Genomic DNA, 20099 nt, shown 5'->3' with positions numbered 1-20099 from the left:
GCCTCACACCCCCACGGGCCGTCGGCTCAACACCTCGTCGGCCAGCCCGTACCCGACCGCCTCCTCCGCCGTGAACACCTTGTCCCGGTCCATGTCGGCGCGCAGTTCGGCCACTTCGCGCCCCGTGTGCCGGGCGAGCACCTTCTCGACCTGTGCCCGGATCCGCACCATCTCCTTGGCCTGCAGGGCGAGATCGGAGACCGTGCCCTGGCGGCCGCCGCTCGCCGGCTGCCCCAGCAGCACCCGCGCGTGCTCCAGCACGAAGCGCCGCCCGGGATCCCCGCCCGCCAGCAGCACCGCCGCCGTCGAGGCCGCCTGCCCCACACAGAGGGTCGAGATCGGCGCGCGGACGTACGACATCGTGTCGTAGATCGCCATCAGCGAAGTGAACGAACCCCCGGGCGAGTTGATGTAGACGGAGATCTCGCGGTCCGGCATCGCCGCCTCCAGATGGAGGAGTTGGGCGATGACGACGTTCGCCACCCCGTCGTCGATCTCCGTGCCGAGGAAGACGATCCGCTCGGACAGCAGCCGGCTGAACACGTCGTAGGAGCGCTCGCCCTGCGCGGTCCGCTCGACCACGTTCGGAATCGTGTACGTCCCCATCACTGCAGTCCCATCCGTCGACGCGAGGAGGACGGGCGGACGTCGTCGAGCGACGCGACGACCCGGTCTACCATCCCGTACTCCCTGGCCTGTTCGGCCGTGAACCAGCGGTCGCGGTCGCCGTCCCGGGAGACCGTCTCCTTGGTCTGCCCGGTGTGCTCCGCCGTGATCCGCTCGATGGCCCGCTTGGTGAACTCCAGGTTCTCCGCCTGGATCTCGATGTCCGCGGTGGTGCCGCCGATGCCCGCCGACGGCTGGTGCATCATGATGCGCGCGTTGGGCAGCGCGAACCGCTTGCCGCGGGCGCCGACGGTCAGCAGGAACTGGCCCATGCTCGCCGCGAAGCCCATCGCCAGCGTGGACACGTCGTTGGGGATCAGCCGCATCGTGTCGTAGATGGCGAGACCGGCCGTCACCGAACCACCGGGGCTGTTGATGTAGAGGCTGATGTCGGTGCGCGAGTCCTCCGCCGACAGCAGCAGCAACTGGGCACAGACCCGGTTCGCGGACACCTCGTCGACCTGGGTGCCGAGGAAGACGATCCGCTGGGCGAGGAGCTGCGCGGCGAGATGGTCGTCGAAGCGCGACGGCGGGGTCTCGCCGTCCTCCGCGCGCGGGGCGAGCAGCGGGGCCCGGCCGGTGATCAGTGGAGCCACGGTTCCTCCCTTTGGGTGAACGCGACCACGGTGGCCGCTGTCTCCACCCTCCCCAAGAACCGGCCCTCACCTGGCCTTTCTCTGCCCACGGCAGATTCGCCGACAGCAGAGCGGCACTGGCCCGCCCCCGCCCGGCGCATCCCGTGCCCGCGCCACCGATGAGTTTCCGGACCAGCATCGGTCGACACAGGAGACGACACACCCCGCCGGAGGAGGCGCACATGTCCAGCGAAGGTTTCACCACCTGCCTGTGGTTCGACGGCCAGGCCGAGGAGGCGGCCGCCCACTACGTCTCGGTCTTCAAGAACTCCCGGCTCGGCCGGGTCACGCACTACGGCGAGGGTGCCCGGCAGCCGGCCGGCTCCGTGCTCACCGTGGAGTTCGTGGCCAACGGCCAGCAGTTCGTGGCGTTGAACGGAGGCCCGGAGTTCAAGTTCACCGAGGCCATCTCCTTCCAGATCCTCTGTGCCGACCAGGACGAGATCGACTACTACTGGAACAGCCTCACGGAGGGCGGCGAGCCCGGCCCCTGCGGCTGGCTGAAGGACCGGTTCGGGGTCTCCTGGCAGGTCGTGCCCGCCGAACTCGTCGACATGATCAGCGACTCCGATCCGCAGAAGGTGGCCCGGGCGACCGCGGCGTTCATGGCGATGGGGAAGTTCGACCTCGCTGCCCTGCGCAAGGCGTACGCGGGCGAGTAGCCGTCCTCGCACCCCCTCCCGCCCTGGTGGGAGGCCTCCGCAATGGGGCCCCACCAGGGCGCACACGAGGATTTCGGCGATTCTTTACCTCGGCCGGGTAGCGGACGCAAAGGACTGCGGTGAGGCTTTCCTGTGCACCAGCTGTTACCCGGAGGAACCTTGAACGTCACCCTGACCACCTGGCTGTTCACCGTCGTCGCCCTGTGCGTGCTGGTGGGGGTCGACTTCTTCATCGGCCGCAAACCCCACGATGTGTCGATCAAGGAGGCCGGCATCTGGTCGGCCGTCTGGATCGCTCTGGCCATCGCGTTCGGCCTGGGCGTGCTCGCCGTCGGCGGGGGCAAACCCGCGGGAGAGTTCTTCGCGGGCTTCATCACCGAGAAGTCGCTGAGCGTCGACAACCTCTTCGTCTTCGTCCTGATCATGGCGAAGTTCGCGGTGCCGTCGCAGTACCAGCAGCGGGTGCTGATGGTCGGCGTCCTCATGGCCCTGGTGCTCCGCGCGATCTTCATCGCTGCGGGCGCGGCGATCATCTCCAGCTTCTCCTGGGTCTTCTACATCTTCGGCGCGTTCCTGATCTACACGGCCTGGAAGCTGGTCGAGGACGCCCGCAAGGGGAGCCACGAGGAGGAGTACGAGGAGAACAAGCTCCTCAAGGCGGTGGAGAAACGATTCGGGGTGGCCGACCGGTACCACGGGACCAAGCTGTGGATCGAGGAGAACGGCAAGCGCGTCATGACGCCGATGCTCGTCGTGATGCTCGCCATCGGCTCCACGGACGTCCTCTTCGCCCTCGACTCCATCCCAGCGATCTACGGCCTCACCCAGGACCCGTACATCGTCTTCACCGCCAACGCGTTCGCCCTGATGGGCCTGCGCCAGCTGTACTTCCTCATCGGCGGCCTGCTGAAGAAGCTCGTCCACCTCTCCTACGGCCTGTCGATCATCCTCGGCTTCATCGGCGTCAAACTCGTCCTGCACGCGCTGCACGAGTCCGGGGTCCACGTCCCGGAGATCTCCATCCCCTTCTCCCTCGGCTTCATCGTCCTGGTCCTCGCGGTGACGACGGTGACGAGCCTGTGGGCCTCGAAGAAGCAGCAGGAGGCGGAGGCTGCCGCCACGCCGGCGGCGGATGCGGCGAACGGCGAGGGCACGGGCGACGACGAGCCCACGTCCCAGCGGGTCTGAGCGGCCGCCCGGAGCGAAATCCCTAGGACCGGTCGGTACGCGCGTCGGCGATGGTCCGGGTGATCTCCCGGGCCATCCGCGTGATCCCCGGGGACCGGACCGGGCACGGCCTGGGCTTGGACGTCGTCGGAGCCAGACAGAAGTGCAGGTAGTCCTTGTCGTGGTGGAGCGCGGTGCGGTCCCGGCCGGGCTGGGTGCAGTAGCCGTCGTGCTCGCGTTCGTAGGCCGTGCACGGCAGGTACTGGGTCCAGGTGTAGCGGTCGGCGGCCGGGCTGACGGCCTTCCCGGCGTCCGCGACCAGATCACCGGAGGCCTCGGCCTGCCGCGCGTACAGGGCGTTCACCCGGCGGACCCGGTCCGGGGTCATCGGGTCCGGCCCCTGGAGCACCCACACGATCGTCGGCCGGTGCTCACCACCCGCGTTCGCGATCTGGTCGGTGAGCTGCTCGGCGGCGGCCGTGTAGCGCCGGAAGTACTCGGCGCGGGCCTCGCCGTAGGTGACGCCGTCCATGCAGGGCGTGTAGTCCCAGGCGTTCCCCCAGAACTGCAGGACCACGTAGTCCGGCCGCAGTCGTCGCACCAGCGCGGCCGCCTTGTCCCGTGGCGGGACGAGCGACCGGTCGGCGGTGCCCTCCAGGTAGTCGCACAGGGTGGTGCCCGAGTAGGGGGCGCTGGTGTAGCGGGCGTCGAGGCCGTCCTTCAACAGGTCGCCGAGCACGTCCTGGTTCTCCATGGCGAGGGAGTCCCCGAGGTAGAGCACCCGGGGCGCGGGCTTCGCCGTGCCGGTACCGGCACCGGTGCCAGTGCCGTCCGTGCCGTCGGCGTCGCCGGGGGGTGCCGTGGCGGCGCGCCGGTGCGTGGTCGACGACGGGTCCGGTGCGGCGACCGACGGCGGCCCCTCGTCCGGTGCGGACTCCGGATCCCCGCACGCGCCGAGCAGCAGCCCGGCGAGCACGGCCCCCGCCACTCCCACGATCCACGGCTTGCGCATACGGCGACTCCCGCCCCGTCCACCGAAACGGCTCCCCAGGCAAGCACACCCCGCCCCGGGGCGGAAGACCCGTGTCGGCCACGAGGGCGTCCCATCCGGCCGGACGCCCTCACTCCGTCAGCTCACGGGGTCATGCCACCCGTGCACGCGGCCCCCGGCTCCGGTGTCTGCTCGCCCTGCACGTACTTGTCGAGGAACTTCCGCACCCGCGGGTCGGACGCCTTGTCCACCTTCAGCTGGTGCTCCCAGGCGCTCAACACGATCGGCGACGACTGGTCCTCGTACGGGCTCATGAAGGTGTACGTCGTCTTCTTCACGAGCTCGGTCAGCGACTCGACGTCCGCCTTGGCCGCCTTGTCGTTGTACGTCACCCAGACGGCGCCGTGCTCCAGCCCGTGCACCGCGTTCTCGTTGGGGACGGCCTTGGTGTACACCTGCTTGTCGCAGTTGACCCACACCTGGTTGTGGTCGCCGCCCACGGGCGGGCTCATCTTGTAGTCGACCTTCTCGGCGACGTGGTTCTGCGTGAGCTTCGACCAGCTCTTCACGCCCTCGACCGGAGCGGCCTTCGCCTCCTCCTTCTCCTGCGCGGCGTCGATCAGGTACCAGCCGCCGCCGACCAGCCCGGCGAGGATCACACCGGTCACACCGAGGGTGAGCAGCCGCATGCGCCGCTCACGGGCCTGCTCCGCCTTGCGTATCTCCTCCACGCGGGCACGCCGCGCCGCCTCTCGGGCCTTCGGGCTGTTGTTCTTGCCCTTCGGTGTGTTGTTCTTGGCCTTGGACTTGGATGAAGCCATGGGGTGTCCTTCTCCCGGCCCTGCCCGCACGGGGCACGGCGGTCCTGCGAGTCGTCTGAGGTGGTGTCTTCACGGCCGGTGGTCGGCCTAGACGCGGAGCAACTGCAGTTGGTGGAGGTCGGGAGGGCGGGCCCGCCCCGGCTCCCGAGCGCCATGCGGCGCCAGCGCGGCCGGAGCCGGCGCGGGCTGCCAGGGCGCGGCGGTGTGGTCGGCGCCCGGCAACGGCATCTGGCCCAGCACCGCGGCGGGGTCGGGGGAGTGGCAGTCGTGCTCACCGGGACTGTGACCGCAGGGGTCGCGCTCCACATGACCCGTCGGCGCGGTGACCGAGCGGCCCGCCGCCGACCGCCCCTCCGGCCGTTCCTGCCCCGGGCCCGCCGAGACCGCCTGCGGGTGCCGCTCGGGCGCCTCACCCGGAGGCGAGCCCGCGCAGAACAACAGGAAGGTGGTCAGGGCCAGCGCGGCCACGAGCAGCAGGCGTGCCGTCCGGCTCCGGGCGCACGGCAGCGCCGTACGTCGGAACGGTCGGCCGGACATGGCGGCACCTCACGAGTCGAGGCGAACGAGAGTGCGAGCGCCGCTGAAATTATCAGACGGCGCACAGCCGCGGCCCCGCCCCACGGAACTCATGCCGGTTTCACGCGGTCCGTCCTGTTCGGCGCGCGACCGGGACCCGTCCTGACTAGCGTGAGACCGGGGAAACCACCTGTCGAACCGAGGAGAGTGCCAGTCATGGCCGCACACCCCGAGGGAGCGCCCTGTTGGGTCGACGCGATGTTCAGCGACGTCGAGGGCGCCAAGAGTTTCTACGGCGAGGTCCTGGGCTGGACCTTCGGCGAGTCGTCCTCCGAGTACGGCAACTACACCCAGGCGTATGCGGACGGCAAGGCGGTGGCCGCGGTCGTCCCGCCGATGCCCGGCCAGGAGGGCCAGTCCGCCTGGTGCCTGTACTTCGCCACGTCCGACGTGAACGCCACCGCCGCGAAGGTCCGAGACAACGGCGGCGACGTGCTGATGGAGCCGATGCGGGTCGGCGAGTTCGGCTCCATGCTGCTGGCCCGCTCCCCGGACGGCGTCGTCTTCGGCGGCTGGCAGGCCGGCGTCCACCAGGGCTTCGAGGCGATGGGCGTGCCCGGCGCCTACGTGTGGGCCGAGATCTTCACCCGGGAGCCGGAGAAGTCCGACGCGTTCTTCCCGGCGGTCTTCTCCTACCGGTCCAAGCAGATGGACGACCCCGACAGCCCGCACATGGACTTCCGCGTCTTCGACCTGGGTCAGAGCCCGCTCCTCGGCCGGATGAAGATGACGCCGGAGGACTTTCCGCCCGAGGTGCCCTCGTACATCAACGTGTACTTCACCGTCCCCGACTGCGACGACGCGGTCGCCAAGGCCACCAAGCTGGGCGGTGTCCTGCGCTTCGGCCCTATGGACACCCCCTTCGGCCGCTTCGCCGCGCTCAGCGACCCGCAGGGCGCGTCGTTCTCGGTCATCGACGTCACCCGCACACACGGCGAGATGCCGGAACTCAAGGACGTCGACTGAGCGGACACAGGAACCGACGGGCACGCGCGGCATGGCATGATCGAGCGCATGTCGGAACGTGTTGTGGCCGCCTGCGACGGAGCCTGCAAGGGAAACCCCGGCCCTGCGGGCTGGGCCTGGGTGGTGGCCGAGGACGATGAGATCCCTGCGCGCTGGGAGGCCGGGCCCTTGGGCAGGGCCACCAACAACGTCGCCGAACTCACCGCGCTGGAGCGGCTGTTGGCGGCCACCGACCCGGCCGTCCCGATCGAGATCCGGATGGACTCGCAGTACGCGATGAAGGCGGTCACCACCTGGCTGCCCGGCTGGAAGCGCAACGGCTGGCGCACGGCCGCCGGCAAGCCGGTCGCCAACCGGGAACTCGTGGTCCGTATCGACGAGTTGCTCGCCGGACGCTCCGTGGAGTTCCGCTACGTCCCCGCCCACCAGGTCGACGGTGACCGCCTCAACGACTTCGCCGACCGCGCGGCGAGCCAGGCGGCCACCGTCCAGGCACCCGCCGGCACCGAGCTGGGCTCGCCGGAGCCGCCGGCCGCACCCGACACGGTCCCGGTCCGCCGCGCACCGGCGAAGAAGTCCGGGAAGCCGGGCAGGACCGGCGGCCGTACCGGCTCGTCCGCGTCCTCGTCCCGCACCATCAAGGCGAAGTTCCCCGGCCGCTGCCTGTGCGGCCGCCCGTACGCCGCGGGTGAGCCCATCGCCAAGAACGACCAGGGCTGGGGCCACCCGGAGTGCCGCACGGCGGCCACGGCCGGGGCCGAGTAGCCCGCCGGGCGGGACGCCACGGGAGGGCGTGCGCGTCGCGTCACACGACGGCGCCGCGCCACTCCCCGGTCTCCCGGCCGCGCTCCTCGATGAACTTCTTGAAGCGCTCCAGGTCGCCCTTGGTCTGCCGCTTCACCACGCCCAGCTTGTCGGCGACCTTCTCGGCGGTGCCCTCCGGCTGGAACTCCATCTGCAGCATCACCTTGGTGCGCCCCTCGGCGAGGTGGTGGAAGGTGACGACGCCGGCCTGCCGGGCCTCACCGGAGACGGTCGTCCACGCGACCCGCTCGTCCGGGATCTGCTCGGTGATCTCCGCGTCGAACTCCCGGTGCACACCGTCCACCTTGGTCACCCAGTGCGTGAGCGTGTCCGACCGCTGCTCGATCCGCTCGACCCCGCTCATGAACTTGGGGAACGTCTCGAACTGCGTCCACTGGTTGTAGGCGGTCCGTACGGGGACCTGGACCTCGACGGACTCCTCGATCTGGGTCATCGGGTGTCTCCCTCACATCGGTTCTCGTTGCGGTCGCGTCCGGGTCGCCCCGGGCGCGTCCGGCGCGAGTACCCAGGTCCCCGGGGGATAACGTCCTCAGGCCGCGTCGAACGTGTAGTGCGGGGTGTGGTCCAGCAGCGCCGCCGGGGTCGTGTCGTCCCACGGCTTCATGGTCTCGTTGAGGTCGACCACGTTCGGCGTCCCGGCGGCCGGCAGATACGCCGAGTTGGGGTGCAGCCGCTGCCAGTCGGCCCACAGTTTGTCGATGAACGCGTGGTGCAGCCAGAACACCGGGTCGTTGGGGGAGACCCCGGTGCCCATCTGGCCCCCCACCCAGACATGCACCCGGTTGTGGAGGTTGACGCCCCGCCACCCCTCCAGGTGATTGCGGAAACCGTCCGAGGCGCTGTTCCAGGGCGCCATGTCGTACGTGGACATGGCGAGCACGGAGTCCACCTCGGCCCGGGTCGGCAACTGCCGCACCGCGCTCCCGAGGGCGCGTCGCAGATAGGTGCGGCCGTCGATGCGCACGTTGATCGGCCAGTTCCCGGTGGACGCCGCGAACGGCCCGTCCATCACCCGCCCGTCGCGGCTGCGCCCGGTGCCGCCCAGGAAGTCCGGCGCCCAGAGGGAGGAGCGGACCGTGCGGTCGGCCGTCCAGTCCCAGTAGGGCAGGGCGACCGTGGAGTCCACGGACTGCAGGGCCCGTTCGAACTCCAGCAGGAATCTGCGGTGCCAGGGCAGGAAGGACGGCGAACGGTGGCCGGTGCGCTCGCCGTTGTCCGTGTCGCCGAGGATGAAGGCGTTGTGCGTCGTGACGAACTCGTCGTAGCGGCCGGAGCGCTTCAGCGCGAGCAGCGCGTCGACGAAGCGCCGCTTCTCCTCGGCGGTCAGGGTCGCCTGGTTCTTGCGTATGGTCATGGGTCTGCGGCTCCTTGCGGTGTTCCGGTGGTGCGTGGTGCGTACTGCGCGCTGTGTGACGTGGGCGCGGGTCAGTTGAAGGGGACGAGTCGGGCGCCCTGGAGCTCGTCGACCGCCGCGCGGGCGGCCGCGCGCGGGGTCGGTACGGGGGAGTAGTGGCTGACGACGCTGATCCAGCTGCCGTCGGCGTTCCGCATCACGTGCAGCTCCGCCCCGTCGACGAACACCGCGTATCCGGCGCCGTGGTGGTGGCCGCCGCCCTCGGTCGCGTGCCCCTGTATCCGGCGGCCCCGGTAGACCTCGTCGAAGGGCTGGAGGCCCTGGTGACTGTCATGGCCGCCGTGGTCCTGGTGGCTGTCGTGGTCGTCCGCGGCCGCCGCGGTGAGCGGCGCTCCGACGGTCGCGGCGAGCGCCGCCGCGGCCCCGAGAGCGTGGCGTCGGGTGATGTCGGGCATGCGAAAACCTCCTGGGAAAAGGGTGATTGATGACCCGTCATACCTATCGACCCGCTGTGGGGCAGGAGAAATCCCAGGAAACCGGTTGGCCGCGATCAGGACAATCACGCACATGTCGTGCAAGGTTGAACAAAGATGATCTTGCTGTGACGGTCTCGCGGGCGAGGGTGGAGGGAGATATTCCGCCCGGTGGCGCGGGCGACGCCGATGATCTTGCGGTACCGGGGTGGGGCGCGTGGTCGGCGTCACGCGCGCAAAGTGGCGTGAATCCGGAGTGCACGCACACTGCTACTCTTCGTGGTCAATTGATCGCTTTGCGCAGCGAAATGGGAGTGTGCGTGAAGATCGCGTGCGTCGGCGGCGGACCCGCAAGCCTGTACTTCTCGATCCTGATGAAGCGGCAGGACCCGTCCCACGACATCACCGTCCATGAACGGAACCCGGCCGGCTCGACCTACGGCTGGGGCGTCACCTACTGGTCCGGACTGCTGGACGTGCTCCGCGCGAAGGACCCCGAGACGGCCCTCGCCATCAGCGAGAACTCCGTCACCTGGAACAGCGGCGTGGCGCACGTCCGCGACCGCAGGACCGTCCAACCCGGCGACGACGGCTTCGGCATCGGTAGACGCCGCCTGCTCGAACTGCTCGCCGACCGGGCCCGCGCCCTCGGTGTCCGGGTGGAGTACGAGAACGAGATCGCGGCCGACGCCCTGCCGGACGCCGACCTGGTGGTCGCCGGCGACGGAGTCAACAGCGCGGTGCGCGAGCGGTACGCCGACCGCTTCGGCAGCGACATCACCCTCGGCCGCAACGCCTACATCTGGCTCGGCACGACCAAGGTCCACGACGCCTTCACGTTCTCCTTCCAGGAGACCGACCACGGCTGGATCTGGGCCTACGCCTATCCGTTCAGCGACGAGCAGAGCACCTGTGTCATCGAGTGCTCACCGAAGACCCTGAGCGGCCTGGGCCTGGACCGCCTGGGCGAGGCCGACGGCCTCGCGCTGCTGGAGAAGCTCTTCGCCGACATCCTGGACGGCCACCCTTTGCTGGGCCGGGACCAGGACGACGGTACCGCCCGATGGCTCACCTTCCGCACCCTGACCAACCGCTCCTGGCACCACGGCAACCTGGTCCTGCTCGGCGACGCCGCCCACACCACGCACTACTCCATCGGCGCGGGCACCACCCTCGCCCTGGAGGACGCCATCTGCCTGGCCGAGGCCCTCGACGCCCACCCGGACTCGGAGGCCGCGCTCACCGCGTACGAGCGTCGGCGCAAGTCCGACCTCCTGCGGCTGCAGAGCGCCGCCCGGTACAGCGCCCAGTGGTACGAGAACATCCAGCGGTACATCGACCTGCCGCCGGAGCAGATGTTCGCGCTCCTCGGCCAGCGGCACTCCCCGCTGCTGCCGTACGTGCCGCCGCAGCTCTACTACCGCCTCGACCGCGCGGCCGGCCGGCTGGAGGCCCTGCGCCGTCTCAAGCGCTGGCTGGGCCCGAAGCTCGCCCGGTCGTCGCAGTCGCGGGCCCTCGCCGGACGGAAGTAGCCGACGGCGGCCGACCCCGGGGCCGGCCGCTAGCGGACGCCGTGCGGCCGGAACTGGATGCTGATGCGCGGCCCCACCGCCCGCGTCGACTTGGGCACCGCGTGGTCCCAGGTGCGCTGGCAGGAGCCGCCCATCACGATCAGATCGCCGTGGCCCTGCGGGAAGCGCAGGGTCTGCCCGCCGCCGTGCGGGCGCAGGGCGAGGTCACGGGGGTCGCCCACGGACAGGATGGCCACCATCGTGTCCTCCCGGGCGCCCCGCCCGATCCGGTCGCCGTGCCAGGCCACACTGTCCCGGCCGTCGCGGTAGAAGCAGAGCCCCGCCGTGGCGAACGGCTCGCCCAGCTCGGCGCCGTAGTGCGCGGACAGCGCGTCCCGGGCCTCGTCCAGGACGGGGTGCGGGAGGGTGTCCTCGGGGCCGTAGTAGGCGAGCAGGCGGGGTACGTCCACGACCTGCTCGTACATCTGCCGTCGCTCCGCCTTCCACGGCACGTCCTCGGCGAGCCGGGTGAACAGCGCGTCGGCGCCCCCGAGCCACCCGGGCAGCACGTCGACCCACGCCCCGGCGCCCAGCTCACGACGGCGGAGCCCGTCGAGGGGGCCGAGGCGGACGTCGTCGGACTGGTCGAAGAGGGAGCCCTGGAGATGCGCGGCCATAGTAGCTCCACCGTACCTCCAGATTCGAAAACCTGTTCGCTCGGGCCGTGCGGGGCGGGAGACCGCGTCGGCACCCCAGGCACCCCGGGCGCCCCGGCTCCCTCTCCTCGTCCGTCGGCTCAGTGCTGCTGGGCCTGCGGAGTCACCTCGCTCGGCCGTACGACCACGAAGCCCTCGCCCTCCAGCTTCAGCTGCACGGCCTCCCCGGAGCCGCCGCGGATCATCGAGCCGAAGGACTGCGAGCGGTGCAGCGAGGTGGAGAGGTGGGCCGTCCAGCCCACCACCGCGTCCGTGTCGACGAACACGGGCAGCTGCGGCGAGACCGGGATGACCAGCGGATTGCCGTCGCAGACGAGACCCAGCTTCCCCTGCCCCGTGAAGACGCTGTTGAACAGACCGCCACCGGTCATGCCGGCGCCCTTCACCGTCTTGATCTCGTACGACAGCGTCGAGTCGAAACAGAGCACGTTGCGGCCGTTGACGGTGAACACGTCGCCCGGCTCGATGTCGACGATGAAACAGTTCTGTGCCTCGTGCGCGAACCAGGCCTCGCCCTGCCCGCGCACCGCCATCAGCGCCAGCCCCTCCCCGGTGACCGCGCGCTTGAGCATGCCGCCCACGCCCTGGCCCTTGCGTTCGAACTGCAGATTGCCCCGGAACGCGATCATCGCGCCCTGCCGGGCGAGCATCTCGCCGTTGACCGCGTACTTGATCGACTTGGCGTTCTGGACGCTCATCCCCGGCGCGTACGCCGGCTGGACCATGTTCTCGTTGGAGAAAAGATCGCTCTTCATACGGGCATGCTGTCCCGGACTGCCCGATTCCGCCAAGCGACGCGCGCGGCAAGCGAATTGAGGAGCCTGACAACATCTCGACCGGAATGGTAGAAGCGGACCCATGACCAACAAGACCGTCGGTGTAGACCTCCCGGACCGCCGGGGCCGCACCGGGCTCGACCGCACCGGCCGCGACCTGACAGGCAACCCGCGCGTCAAGGTGCGGGACGTCCGTCTGCTGTCCAGCCACTGGTACGTGGAGCGCACGACGACCTTCGACTTCCAGCACGCCGACGGCACCTGGAGCACGCAGGAGCGCGAGACGCACGACCGCGGCAACGGCGCCACCGTCCTGCTCTACGACACCGAACGCGAAACCGTGCTGCTCACCCGGCAGTTCCGCTACCCGGTGTACGTCAACGGCCACCCCGACGGCATGCTCGTCGAGACACCGGGCGGCCTGCTCGACGACGAGGACGAACACCCGGAGGTCGCCGTGCGGCGCGAGGTCGTCGAGGAGACCGGCCACACCATCGGCGAGATCCAGCACGTCTTCGACATCTACATGAGCCCCGGCTCGGTCACCGAACGCGTCAGCTTCTACGCCGCCCCGTACGGCCCGTCGACCCGGACCCACGAGGGCGGTGGTCTGGAGGAGGAGGGCGAGGACATCGAACTCGTCGAACTGCCCTTCCGCCGGGCCCTGGAGATGATCCGCAGCGGCGAGATCGCCGACGCCAAGACCATCATGCTGCTCCAGTGGGCGGCGCTGGACGGCCCGTTCGGCGCCGGTCGCGACGACGCCTGAGGACGGCGACCGAGGCGGCGTCCAAGGACGGCGCTCAGGGGTCGAGCGTCTCGGCGGCCTCGGCGGCGACCGCCTCCGCCACCGCCGTCAGCGCGGGGGAGTCGAGCTTCCACTGCTGCCAGAACAACTGGGCGTCCACGAACCCCTCAGGCGCCAGATCGACGAGCCGGCCGCTGTCGAGGAGCCGCCCGGCCTGGGCTGCCGGCACCATGCCCCAGCCCATACCGGCGGCCACGGCGTCGACGAACCCCTCCGAGGTCGGTACGTAGTGCCGGCGGGCACTGGCGGGGCGGCCCCGTGTCAGCCGTCGGACGAAGACGTCCTGGAACTCGTCCCGCCGGTCGAAGAAGACCACCGGCGCGTCGGCGATCAGGTCCTTCAGCGGCGTGCCCGATCCGAAGCCGAGCCACCGCTCGGCGAAGGCGGGCGTGGCACAGGGCCGGTACCTCATCCGGCCGAGCGGCCGGACCGAGCAGCCGGCCACGGCGTCCGGTGCCGAGGTGACCGCCGCCATCACGAGCCCCTCGCGCAGCAGCCGGGCCGTGTGCTGCTCGTCCTCCCGGAGCAGTTCGTAGCAGGGGCGCACCTCCTCCGGCACCCGGGTCAGGGCGGGCAGGAACCAGGTGGCCAGCGAGTCGGCGTTCACCGCGATCGACACCCGCGTGGCCTCCCCGGCGCCCGTCATCCCGAGCGCGGTATGCGCGTCGTGTTCGAGGCGGGCCAGCTGGCGCGCGAACCGGACGATCACCTCGCCGGACTCCGTCGGCCGCACCGGCTTCTCCCTGATCAGCAGGACCCGGCCGACCCGCTGCTCCAGCGCCTTGACCCGCTGGCTGACCGCCGACGGCGTCACATGCAGGGCACCGGCCGCCGCGTCGAACGTGCCCTCGTCCACCACGGCGAGAAGGGTGCGCACCAGATCGAGCGGCAGCTGAGACATCACGATCGCTAATGATACGTAAGAATCTTTAGCTGTACGCATGGCTGTGCGTTTCCTAGCGTCGTGAGTGTGTTCAGCGAAATGACAGCCCTCGCGGCCGGCTTCGGCACCGGCCTCTCCCTCATCGTCGCCATCGGAGCCCAGAACGCCTTCGTCCTCCGCCAAGGCCTGCACCGCGACGCCGTGCTCCCGGTCGTCGCCATCTGCGCCCTCTCCGACGCGGTGCTGATCGCCCTCGGCGTCGCCGGCGTCGGCGCGGTGGTCGTCGCCTGGCCCGGCGCGCTGACGGCGGTCGCCCTGGTCGGCGGCGGCTTCCTCCTGGTCTACGGCGCCCTGGCCGCCCGCCGTGCCCTGCGGCCGGGCGACGACGCGCTGCGCGCGGAGAGCGGGTCGGCCGGCTCACGACGCCGGGCCGTCCTCACCTGTCTGGCGCTGACCTGGCTCAACCCGCACGTCTATCTGGACACCGTGTTCCTGCTCGGCTCCATCGCCTCCGACCGCGGCGCCCTGCGCTGGACCTTCGGCCTCGGCGCCGGCCTCGCCAGCCTCTGCTGGTTCGCCGCCCTCGGCTTCGGCGCCCGGCTGCTCAGCCGCTTCCTGGCCCGCCCGTCGGCCTGGCGGGTCCTCGACGGCCTGGTCGCGGTGACCATGCTCGTCCTCGGCGGGATGCTGATCGCCGGAGCCTGAGCCGCGGCGGACGCGGGCGGCCCACAAGCGTGTGCGGGCGGCCCGAGAGCGTGCGCGGGCCCCGGCGACAGCATGTGAGACGGCGGCGAAATCGCCTGTCCCGGCGGTGGTGATCTCCGCGATAGTGGTGCCCGTATCGAAAGATGTATCGAGCATCAGGATGCCCGTGGACACCACCCAGAGCAGCGCCGGCGACGACACCGCACCGGACGACCCGGTGGCGCCACCCCGCGAGGGCTGGCGCCGCTGGGCGATGGACACCCGCCCGCTGCGCCGCCCGGCCTACCGGCGCCTGTGGACCTCGACCATCGTCACCGCCGTCGGCAGCCAGCTCACCGCCGTCGCCGTCCCCAAACAGATCTACGACATCACCGGCTCCTCCGCCTGGGTCGGCTACGCGAGCCTCGCCGGCCTGCTGCCCCTGGTCGTCTTCGCGCTCTGGGGCGGCGCGGTCGCCGACACCGTCGACCGCCGCACGCTGCTGCTCGTCACCAACACCGGCATCGCCGTCACCTCGGTGCTGTTCTGGGTGCAGGCCGTCACCGGCCTCGAATCCGTGGGGACGCTGATGGCCCTGCTCGCCCTCCAACAGGCGTTCTTCGGCCTCAACTCACCGGCCCGCAACGCCTCCGTGGCCCGGCTCGTCCCCGCCGAGGAACTGCCGGCGGCCGCCGCGCTCGGCTCGACCGTGATGCAACTCGGCCTGGTGGCCGGACCGTTGCTCGCCGGTGCGCTCATCCCGGTGATCGGCCTGGCCGAGCTGTATCTCATCGACGCGCTGGCCCTCTGCGTCACCCTCTGGGCCGTGCACCGGCTGCCCTCCCTGCCGCCCCTGGACGACACCACGAAGGGGCGGGCCGGCCTGCGGGAGGTGCTCGCGGGCTTCCGCTACATCGCCCTGCACAAGGTGCTGCTGCTGTCCTTCCTCGCCGACATCATCGCCATGGTCCTGGGCATGCCCCGCGCCCTCTTCCCCCAGCTGGCCGCCACCACGTACGCGCCGTACGGCGAAGGTCTCGCCCTCGGCCTGCTGTTCGCGGCGATTCCCATCGGGGCCGTCGTCGGCGGCCTGTTGTCGGGCACCTTCTCCCGCTCCCACCGGCACGGACTGATGGTCATCGCGGCCGTCATGGCCTGGGGCGCGGCCATCACGGGCTTCGGGCTGAGCACCAGCCTGTGGTTCGCCGTGGTGTTCCTCGTCGCCGCCGGAGTCGCCGACATGGTCTCGATGGTCTTCCGCGGCGCCATCCTGCTCTCCGCCGCGACCGACGAGATGCGCGGCCGGATGCAGGGCGTGTTCACCGTGGTCGTCGCCGGCGGCCCCCGCCTCGCCGACGTCCTGCACGGCACGGCCGGCGCCGCCTTCGGCACCCGTACGGCCGTCGCCGGCGGCGGTCTGCTGGTCATGGCCGCCGTGCTGCTCCTGGCGACGGTCACACCGGCACTGCGCCGGTACCGAATCTGACCGATCGGCACATCCGTTCTTTCGTACGCTTGTCAGCCCACCCCTCACAGGCAGGAGTTGCAACGATGCAGTACGTGAAGCTCGGCTCGACGGGTCTGGACGTGTCCCGGATCTGTGTGGGATGCATGAGTTTCGGCCTCCCCGACCGAGGCACGCACGAATGGACCCTGGACGAGGAGACGTCACGCCCGCTGATCCGGCAGGCGCTGGACGCGGGGATCAACTTCTTCGACACCGCGAACATCTACTCCGACGGCACCAGCGAGGAGATCGTCGGCCGCGCGCTCGCGGAGTTCGCGCGGCGCGAGGAGGTCGTCGTCGCGACCAAGGTGAACGGCGCCATGCACCAGGGCCCCAACGCCTGGGGCCTCTCCCGCAAGGCGATCATGACGGAGATCGACAACAGCCTGCGGCGCCTCGGCACCGACTACGTGGACCTCTACCAGATCCACCGCTTCGACCCCCACACCCCGGTCGAGGAGACGATGGAGGCCCTGCACGACGTGGTGAAGGCGGGCAAGGCCCGTTATCTCGGGGCGAGTTCGATGTACGCCTGGCAGTTCGCGAAGATGCAGCACACCGCCCGGCTGCACGGCTGGACACGCTTCGTGTCCATGCAGAACCACTACAACCTCCTCTACCGCGAGGAGGAGCGCGAGATGCTCCCGCTGTGCGAGGACCAGAGCGTGGCGACGCTGCCCTGGAGCCCGCTGGCGCGCGGGCGCCTCACCCGGGACTGGGGCTCCGTCACCGCGCGCACCGAGACGGACGACTTCGGCAGGACCCTCTACCAGGAGGGCGACCGGGAGATCGTCGACGCCGTCACCCGGATCGCCGGTGAGCGCGGGGTGCCCCGGGCGCAGGTCGCCCTGGCCTGGCTGCTGAGCCGGCCCACGGTCACCGCCCCCATCGTCGGCGCCACCAAGCCCCACCACCTCGCCGACGCCGTGGCCTCCCTCGACGTCACCCTGACCGAGAAGGAGACCGAGGAACTGGAGCGGCCCTACACCCCCCGCGCGATCAGCGGCCACTGAGCCCGCGCGATCAGCGGCCACTGAGCCCGCGCGCTCAGCGGCCACTGAGCGGCTGTGGGGCTCACAGGCGGGAGTACTCCAGCCGCACCGTGGTGGCGAGACGGGCCAGGGCCTCCTCGGCGCCCTCGCGGTCCGTCTTGTCGAGGAGCGCGAGGGCGTCCGCGGCGGCCAGGCGCACCCGCTGGGGCACCTCGTCGAGGGCGGCCATGCGGTAGGCGATGGTGCGGCGGGCCTCGCGCTCCTCGGCGCTGACGCCGTGTGGCCCGGTGCGGGGGAAGACGGCGGCCTCGTAGGCGGTCACATGGATGAGCACGCCGTGCGCGATGCCCTCCGCGTACCCCCGCTGCCCGGCCTGCCGCTGGGCCATGGCGAAGTGCGCCATGGCCCGCCGCCGCACGATGAGCGAGCCCACCATGCCGACCAGCCCGGCACACACCGCTGCCCCCAGCGCGACGGGCCCGCCGCCGATCAGCGCGCCGATGAGGGCACCGCCCGCCATCAGCAGACAGGTCAGCCCGGTGGTCAGCATCAGCAGGGCGCGCGCGGGAGTGAAGGAGGCCATGACGTGCAGTGTCTCAGCCTCGCCCGGGTGCCCGGGCGGTGGGCCGGTGGGGGAGGCGGTGACGCCGCCCGTGCCGACCGGTCGGTCGCCGCCCGTGGCGGCGGGCGTCCCGCCCCCGGGGCCCCGGGGGCGCGAGGCGCGGCAGCCACCTCCTGAGCACCGTTTCGAGTGACCCGGCCCCGACCGCCGTCGGCGGAGCGGTGGGGCTCGGCCGTCAACTACCCACCCCGGTACGAAGATCAGGTGACTGCATAGGGTGGGGCCCGTGAGAAACAGCGACACCGGTGCGGCAGTCGCGTGTCCGAGCGCGACCGAGGGGGAGACCACCGTCCGATGAACCAGATCCTGTACGCCGGAGCCATCGGTCTGTTCCTGACGCTGATCGGCACACCGCTGCTGATCAAGCTGCTGGCCCGAAAGGGCTACGGCCAGTTCATCCGCGACGACGGCCCGCGCGGCCACGCCGGCAAGCGCGGTACCCCCACCATGGGCGGCATCGCCTTCATCCTGGCCACGCTGGTCGCCTACGCCGCGACCAAGGTCATCACCGGTGAGAGCCCGACCTACCCCGGTTTCCTCGTGCTGTTCCTCATGGCGGGCATGGGTGTGGTCGGGTTCCTGGACGACTACATCAAGATCGTGAAGCGGCGGTCGCTCGGGCTGCGGGCCGGCGCCAAGATGGCCGGCCAGCTGATCGTCGGCATCGTGTTCGCCCTGCTCGCCATTCGGTTCGCCGACGACCGGGGCCAGACGCCGGCCTCCCTGAAGGTGTCGTTCGTCACCGACTTCGGCTGGACCATCGGGCCGGTGCTGTTCGTCGTGTGGGCCCTGTTCATGATCCTGGCCATGTCGAACGGGGTGAACCTGACCGACGGTCTGGACGGCCTCGCCACCGGCGCGTCGGTCATGGTCTTCGGCGGCTACACCTTCATCGGCCTGTGGCAGTTCCAGAACTCGTGCGCCAACGCCCTCGAACTCACCGACCCCGCCTCCTGCATAGAGGTGCGCGACCCGCTCGACCTCGCCGTCGTCGCGGCCGCGCTGATGGGCGCCTGCTTCGGGTTCCTGTGGTGGAACACCTCGCCCGCCAAGATCTTCATGGGTGACACCGGGTCCCTGGCCCTCGGCGGCGCCCTCGCCGGCCTCGCCATCTGCTCCCGCACCGAACTGCTCCTTGCCGTCCTCGGCGGGCTGTTCGTCCTGATCACCATGTCGGTGGTCATCCAGGTCGGCTCGTTCAAGCTGACCGGCAAGCGCGTCTTCCGGATGGCCCCGCTCCAGCACCACTTCGAACTCAAGGGCTGGTCCGAGGTCCTGGTCGTGGTCCGCTTCTGGACCATCCAGGGCATCTGCGTGATCGCCGGCCTGGGCCTGTTCTACGCGGGCTGGGCGGCGAGCTGATCGGACGGCAGGCGACGCCCGGCGTACCGAGCCCTCCGAACTGGGTGACGTCGGGCGTCACCCGGAACACCACGCCGCGGATCCAGCCCGGCGAAGCCGATGACGCACACCGTCGTTCACAGTCCGCCGCTCGCCCCCAGGTCGAGGCGCACCGCTCGCAGGTGGTCGGTCAGGGGGCCTAGGCCCACGTCGTGGCGGCGTTCGTCGACGGACTCGGGGTGGCGGATGGGGTACGGGAAGAGGGTGCCGGGGTCGATGCGGGTGCCGTAGAACTGGGGCTGGTTCAGTGCGACGGCGCAGTGGTCGGCGATGTAGGCGTGGTGCACCGCCGGACAGCGCCCGTCCGCGACGGCCTCGGCGATCAGATCGCGGCAGGTGAGCTGGAAGCCGAGGTCGGGGGAGTGCAGCAGGAGCGTGAGGGCCGCCGTCGAGGCGGGTTCGCCGACCGCCTCGGCGGTGGGCCAGCCGTGGCGGGCGACGATCGCCCGTAGCGCGTCGCCGTTGCCGGCGTGGCACGCGGCGATACGGTCCCGGGCCCCGGCGGTGGGCGCGGACCGGGCCTCCCGGGCCAGCCGCCGTACGTCCTCGGCCCGGCGGATCAGCTCGGCGGCGAGCACCCGCTCGCGGGGCTGCCCGGTGCCGGGCGCGGGTTCCGACGTGGGTTGCATGGCCGGGGCGCCCCTCATACCGGCTCCCGCACGGCGAGCGAGAACCACACCTTCTTGCCCGTGTCACCCGGCTCCGGCGGCTCGGTGCCCCAGTCGTCGGCCAGCGTGGAGACGATGGACAGCCCCCGCCCGGACTCGGCGGACGAGGTCACCGTGCGGGGCCGGGGCGGCACGGGCGAGGGGTCGGCGAGCGTGACGCGCAGTTCGCTCCCGGAGTGCTCGAGGACCACGGCGATGGTGTCGGCGGGATCGGTGCTCGCGTGCCGGACCGCGTTGGCGAAGAGCTCGTCGGTGGCGAGGACCGCGTCGTCGAGGATCGCGGAGAGTTCCCAGCGGGCGAGGTGCGCCGCCACCGTGCGCCGTACTCCGGCGGCGCACGACGGGTGCGCGGGTACCGCCATCCGGAAGAGGCGGGACCTCTCGACGGAGATCAA

Annotated in this window: 24 protein-coding genes; 10 read left to right on the top strand and 14 right to left on the bottom strand. The window is 70.9% G+C overall.

Annotation, left to right across the window (positions count from 1 at the left end; genetic code table 11):
* Positions 1 to 3: 3 nt before the first annotated feature.
* Both PUR53_RS14555 and PUR53_RS14550 read right to left on the bottom strand, forming a co-directional pair.
* Positions 4 to 606: a ClpP family protease gene (locus PUR53_RS14555; RefSeq protein ID WP_086799037.1), complete on the bottom strand. Its 603-nt coding sequence runs from the start codon at positions 604 to 606 to the stop codon at positions 4 to 6.
* Positions 606 to 1262 carry an ATP-dependent Clp protease proteolytic subunit gene (locus tag PUR53_RS14550; RefSeq protein ID WP_329908499.1) on the bottom strand — a complete coding sequence of 219 codons (657 nt, stop codon included), beginning with the start codon at positions 1260 to 1262 and terminating at the stop codon, positions 606 to 608. Before PUR53_RS14550 ends, PUR53_RS14555 begins: the two co-directional genes overlap by 1 nt.
* Positions 1263 to 1483: 221 nt before the next feature.
* On the opposite strand from PUR53_RS14550, the gene PUR53_RS14545 reads away from it, so the two are divergent.
* Entirely contained in the window at positions 1484 to 1963 is a 480-nt protein-coding gene (locus tag PUR53_RS14545) for a VOC family protein (RefSeq protein WP_239750287.1), read from the top strand.
* Between the two features lie 159 nt (positions 1964 to 2122).
* Entirely contained in the window at positions 2123 to 3151 is a 1029-nt protein-coding gene (locus PUR53_RS14540) for a TerC family protein (RefSeq protein ID WP_329900898.1), read from the top strand.
* A gap of 22 nt (positions 3152 to 3173) precedes the next feature.
* On the opposite strand, the gene PUR53_RS14535 is transcribed toward PUR53_RS14540, so the two are convergent.
* The 3 genes from PUR53_RS14535 to PUR53_RS14525 form a co-directional block, all read right to left on the bottom strand.
* The gene (locus PUR53_RS14535; RefSeq protein ID WP_329908498.1) at positions 3174 to 4142 is read right to left on the bottom strand and encodes an SGNH/GDSL hydrolase family protein; all 969 of its coding nucleotides are present in this window, start codon (positions 4140 to 4142) and stop codon (positions 3174 to 3176) included.
* A gap of 122 nt (positions 4143 to 4264) precedes the next feature.
* Entirely contained in the window at positions 4265 to 4942 is a 678-nt protein-coding gene (locus tag PUR53_RS14530; RefSeq protein WP_329908497.1) for a DUF3105 domain-containing protein, read from the bottom strand.
* Between the two features lie 87 nt (positions 4943 to 5029).
* On the bottom strand, positions 5030 to 5479 hold the full coding sequence (locus tag PUR53_RS14525; protein WP_329908496.1) for a DUF6153 family protein: 450 nt from the start codon (positions 5477 to 5479) through the stop codon (positions 5030 to 5032).
* A gap of 195 nt (positions 5480 to 5674) precedes the next feature.
* Here PUR53_RS14525 and PUR53_RS14520 point away from each other — a divergent pair, with 195 nt between their 5' ends.
* Together PUR53_RS14520 and PUR53_RS14515 are read left to right on the top strand one after the other, a co-directional pair.
* A complete protein-coding gene (locus tag PUR53_RS14520; protein ID WP_329900894.1) occupies positions 5675 to 6484 on the top strand; it encodes a VOC family protein in 810 nt (269 codons plus the stop codon).
* Between the two features lie 36 nt (positions 6485 to 6520).
* The gene (locus tag PUR53_RS14515) at positions 6521 to 7249 is read left to right on the top strand and encodes a ribonuclease H family protein (RefSeq protein WP_329900893.1); all 729 of its coding nucleotides are present in this window, start codon (positions 6521 to 6523) and stop codon (positions 7247 to 7249) included.
* A gap of 40 nt (positions 7250 to 7289) precedes the next feature.
* On the opposite strand, the gene PUR53_RS14510 is transcribed toward PUR53_RS14515, so the two are convergent.
* The 3 genes from PUR53_RS14510 to melC1 form a co-directional block, all read right to left on the bottom strand.
* Entirely contained in the window at positions 7290 to 7742 is a 453-nt protein-coding gene (locus tag PUR53_RS14510) for an SRPBCC family protein (protein WP_329900892.1), read from the bottom strand.
* A 96-nt stretch (positions 7743 to 7838) separates the two neighbouring features.
* Positions 7839 to 8663, bottom strand: a complete 825-nt coding sequence (melC2, locus tag PUR53_RS14505; protein ID WP_329900891.1) for a tyrosinase MelC2 — start codon at positions 8661 to 8663, stop codon at positions 7839 to 7841.
* A 71-nt stretch (positions 8664 to 8734) separates the two neighbouring features.
* A complete protein-coding gene (gene melC1 / locus PUR53_RS14500) occupies positions 8735 to 9118 on the bottom strand; it encodes an apotyrosinase chaperone MelC1 (protein ID WP_329908495.1) in 384 nt (127 codons plus the stop codon).
* A gap of 338 nt (positions 9119 to 9456) precedes the next feature.
* On the opposite strand from melC1, the gene PUR53_RS14495 reads away from it, so the two are divergent.
* Complete coding sequence (locus PUR53_RS14495) at positions 9457 to 10668, top strand: FAD-dependent monooxygenase (protein WP_329900889.1); 1212 nt, start codon at positions 9457 to 9459, stop codon at positions 10666 to 10668.
* 29 nt (positions 10669 to 10697) lie between these two features.
* Here PUR53_RS14495 and PUR53_RS14490 read toward each other — a convergent pair whose 3' ends face one another.
* A complete protein-coding gene (locus PUR53_RS14490) occupies positions 10698 to 11324 on the bottom strand; it encodes an alpha-ketoglutarate-dependent dioxygenase AlkB (protein WP_329908494.1) in 627 nt (208 codons plus the stop codon).
* Positions 11325 to 11443: 119 nt separating this feature from the next.
* Complete coding sequence (locus PUR53_RS14485; RefSeq protein ID WP_329900887.1) at positions 11444 to 12118, bottom strand: AIM24 family protein; 675 nt, start codon at positions 12116 to 12118, stop codon at positions 11444 to 11446.
* A gap of 103 nt (positions 12119 to 12221) precedes the next feature.
* On the opposite strand from PUR53_RS14485, the gene PUR53_RS14480 reads away from it, so the two are divergent.
* Positions 12222 to 12908: an NUDIX domain-containing protein gene (locus PUR53_RS14480; RefSeq protein ID WP_329900886.1), complete on the top strand. Its 687-nt coding sequence runs from the start codon at positions 12222 to 12224 to the stop codon at positions 12906 to 12908.
* Between the two features lie 34 nt (positions 12909 to 12942).
* Here PUR53_RS14480 and PUR53_RS14475 read toward each other — a convergent pair whose 3' ends face one another.
* Positions 12943 to 13851 carry a LysR family transcriptional regulator ArgP gene (locus tag PUR53_RS14475; RefSeq protein ID WP_329900885.1) on the bottom strand — a complete coding sequence of 303 codons (909 nt, stop codon included), beginning with the start codon at positions 13849 to 13851 and terminating at the stop codon, positions 12943 to 12945.
* Between the two features lie 78 nt (positions 13852 to 13929).
* On the opposite strand from PUR53_RS14475, the gene PUR53_RS14470 reads away from it, so the two are divergent.
* The 3 genes from PUR53_RS14470 (at position 13930) to PUR53_RS14460 (ending at position 17034) form a co-directional block, all read left to right on the top strand.
* Complete coding sequence (locus PUR53_RS14470; protein ID WP_443080305.1) at positions 13930 to 14535, top strand: LysE/ArgO family amino acid transporter; 606 nt, start codon at positions 13930 to 13932, stop codon at positions 14533 to 14535.
* 160 nt (positions 14536 to 14695) lie between these two features.
* Positions 14696 to 16000, top strand: a complete 1305-nt coding sequence (locus PUR53_RS14465) for an MFS transporter (RefSeq protein ID WP_329908493.1) — start codon at positions 14696 to 14698, stop codon at positions 15998 to 16000.
* Between the two features lie 65 nt (positions 16001 to 16065).
* On the top strand, positions 16066 to 17034 hold the full coding sequence (locus PUR53_RS14460; RefSeq protein WP_329900883.1) for an aldo/keto reductase: 969 nt from the start codon (positions 16066 to 16068) through the stop codon (positions 17032 to 17034).
* A 61-nt stretch (positions 17035 to 17095) separates the two neighbouring features.
* Here PUR53_RS14460 and PUR53_RS14455 read toward each other — a convergent pair whose 3' ends face one another.
* Positions 17096 to 17596, bottom strand: a complete 501-nt coding sequence (locus PUR53_RS14455) for a hypothetical protein (RefSeq protein WP_329908492.1) — start codon at positions 17594 to 17596, stop codon at positions 17096 to 17098.
* Between the two features lie 333 nt (positions 17597 to 17929).
* On the opposite strand from PUR53_RS14455, the gene mraY reads away from it, so the two are divergent.
* A complete protein-coding gene (gene mraY / locus PUR53_RS14450; protein ID WP_033526147.1) occupies positions 17930 to 18997 on the top strand; it encodes a phospho-N-acetylmuramoyl-pentapeptide-transferase in 1068 nt (355 codons plus the stop codon).
* A gap of 116 nt (positions 18998 to 19113) precedes the next feature.
* Here the strand turns inward: mraY and PUR53_RS14445 are convergent, their stop codons facing one another.
* Both PUR53_RS14445 and PUR53_RS14440 read right to left on the bottom strand, forming a co-directional pair.
* Positions 19114 to 19665 (bottom strand): DUF6624 domain-containing protein, encoded by a 552-nt coding sequence (locus tag PUR53_RS14445; protein ID WP_329900881.1) that lies wholly within the window; start codon positions 19663 to 19665, stop codon positions 19114 to 19116.
* 14 nt (positions 19666 to 19679) lie between these two features.
* The gene (locus PUR53_RS14440; protein ID WP_329900880.1) at positions 19680 to 20099 is read right to left on the bottom strand and encodes an ATP-binding protein; all 420 of its coding nucleotides are present in this window, start codon (positions 20097 to 20099) and stop codon (positions 19680 to 19682) included.

It is taken from the genome of Streptomyces sp. SP18BB07 (genome assembly GCF_036322545.1).
Taxonomy (GTDB): Bacteria; Actinomycetota; Actinomycetes; order Streptomycetales; family Streptomycetaceae; genus Streptomyces; species Streptomyces deccanensis.
The sequence above is the reverse complement of the archived record's forward strand: the minus strand, read 5'-3'. Positions and strand labels throughout refer to the sequence as shown.

Coding starts and splice junctions, on each gene's coding strand:
- PUR53_RS14555 (WP_086799037.1), bottom strand. CDS start 606: ATGGGGACGTACACGATTCCGAACGTGGTCGAGCGGACCGCGCAGGGC.
- PUR53_RS14545 (WP_239750287.1), top strand. CDS start 1,484: ATGTCCAGCGAAGGTTTCACCACCTGCCTGTGGTTCGACGGCCAGGCC.
- PUR53_RS14535 (WP_329908498.1), bottom strand. CDS start 4,142: ATGCGCAAGCCGTGGATCGTGGGAGTGGCGGGGGCCGTGCTCGCCGGG.
- PUR53_RS14530 (WP_329908497.1), bottom strand. CDS start 4,942: ATGGCTTCATCCAAGTCCAAGGCCAAGAACAACACACCGAAGGGCAAG.
- PUR53_RS14525 (WP_329908496.1), bottom strand. CDS start 5,479: ATGTCCGGCCGACCGTTCCGACGTACGGCGCTGCCGTGCGCCCGGAGC.
- PUR53_RS14520 (WP_329900894.1), top strand. CDS start 5,675: ATGGCCGCACACCCCGAGGGAGCGCCCTGTTGGGTCGACGCGATGTTC.
- PUR53_RS14515 (WP_329900893.1), top strand. CDS start 6,521: ATGATCGAGCGCATGTCGGAACGTGTTGTGGCCGCCTGCGACGGAGCC.
- PUR53_RS14510 (WP_329900892.1), bottom strand. CDS start 7,742: ATGACCCAGATCGAGGAGTCCGTCGAGGTCCAGGTCCCCGTACGGACC.
- melC2 (WP_329900891.1), bottom strand. CDS start 8,663: ATGACCATACGCAAGAACCAGGCGACCCTGACCGCCGAGGAGAAGCGG.
- melC1 (WP_329908495.1), bottom strand. CDS start 9,118: ATGCCCGACATCACCCGACGCCACGCTCTCGGGGCCGCGGCGGCGCTC.
- PUR53_RS14490 (WP_329908494.1), bottom strand. CDS start 11,324: ATGGCCGCGCATCTCCAGGGCTCCCTCTTCGACCAGTCCGACGACGTC.
- PUR53_RS14485 (WP_329900887.1), bottom strand. CDS start 12,118: ATGAAGAGCGATCTTTTCTCCAACGAGAACATGGTCCAGCCGGCGTAC.
- PUR53_RS14480 (WP_329900886.1), top strand. CDS start 12,222: ATGACCAACAAGACCGTCGGTGTAGACCTCCCGGACCGCCGGGGCCGC.
- PUR53_RS14470 (WP_443080305.1), top strand. CDS start 13,930: ATGACAGCCCTCGCGGCCGGCTTCGGCACCGGCCTCTCCCTCATCGTC.
- PUR53_RS14465 (WP_329908493.1), top strand. CDS start 14,696: ATGCCCGTGGACACCACCCAGAGCAGCGCCGGCGACGACACCGCACCG.
- PUR53_RS14460 (WP_329900883.1), top strand. CDS start 16,066: ATGCAGTACGTGAAGCTCGGCTCGACGGGTCTGGACGTGTCCCGGATC.
- PUR53_RS14455 (WP_329908492.1), bottom strand. CDS start 17,596: ATGGCCTCCTTCACTCCCGCGCGCGCCCTGCTGATGCTGACCACCGGG.
- mraY (WP_033526147.1), top strand. CDS start 17,930: ATGAACCAGATCCTGTACGCCGGAGCCATCGGTCTGTTCCTGACGCTG.
- PUR53_RS14445 (WP_329900881.1), bottom strand. CDS start 19,665: ATGCAACCCACGTCGGAACCCGCGCCCGGCACCGGGCAGCCCCGCGAG.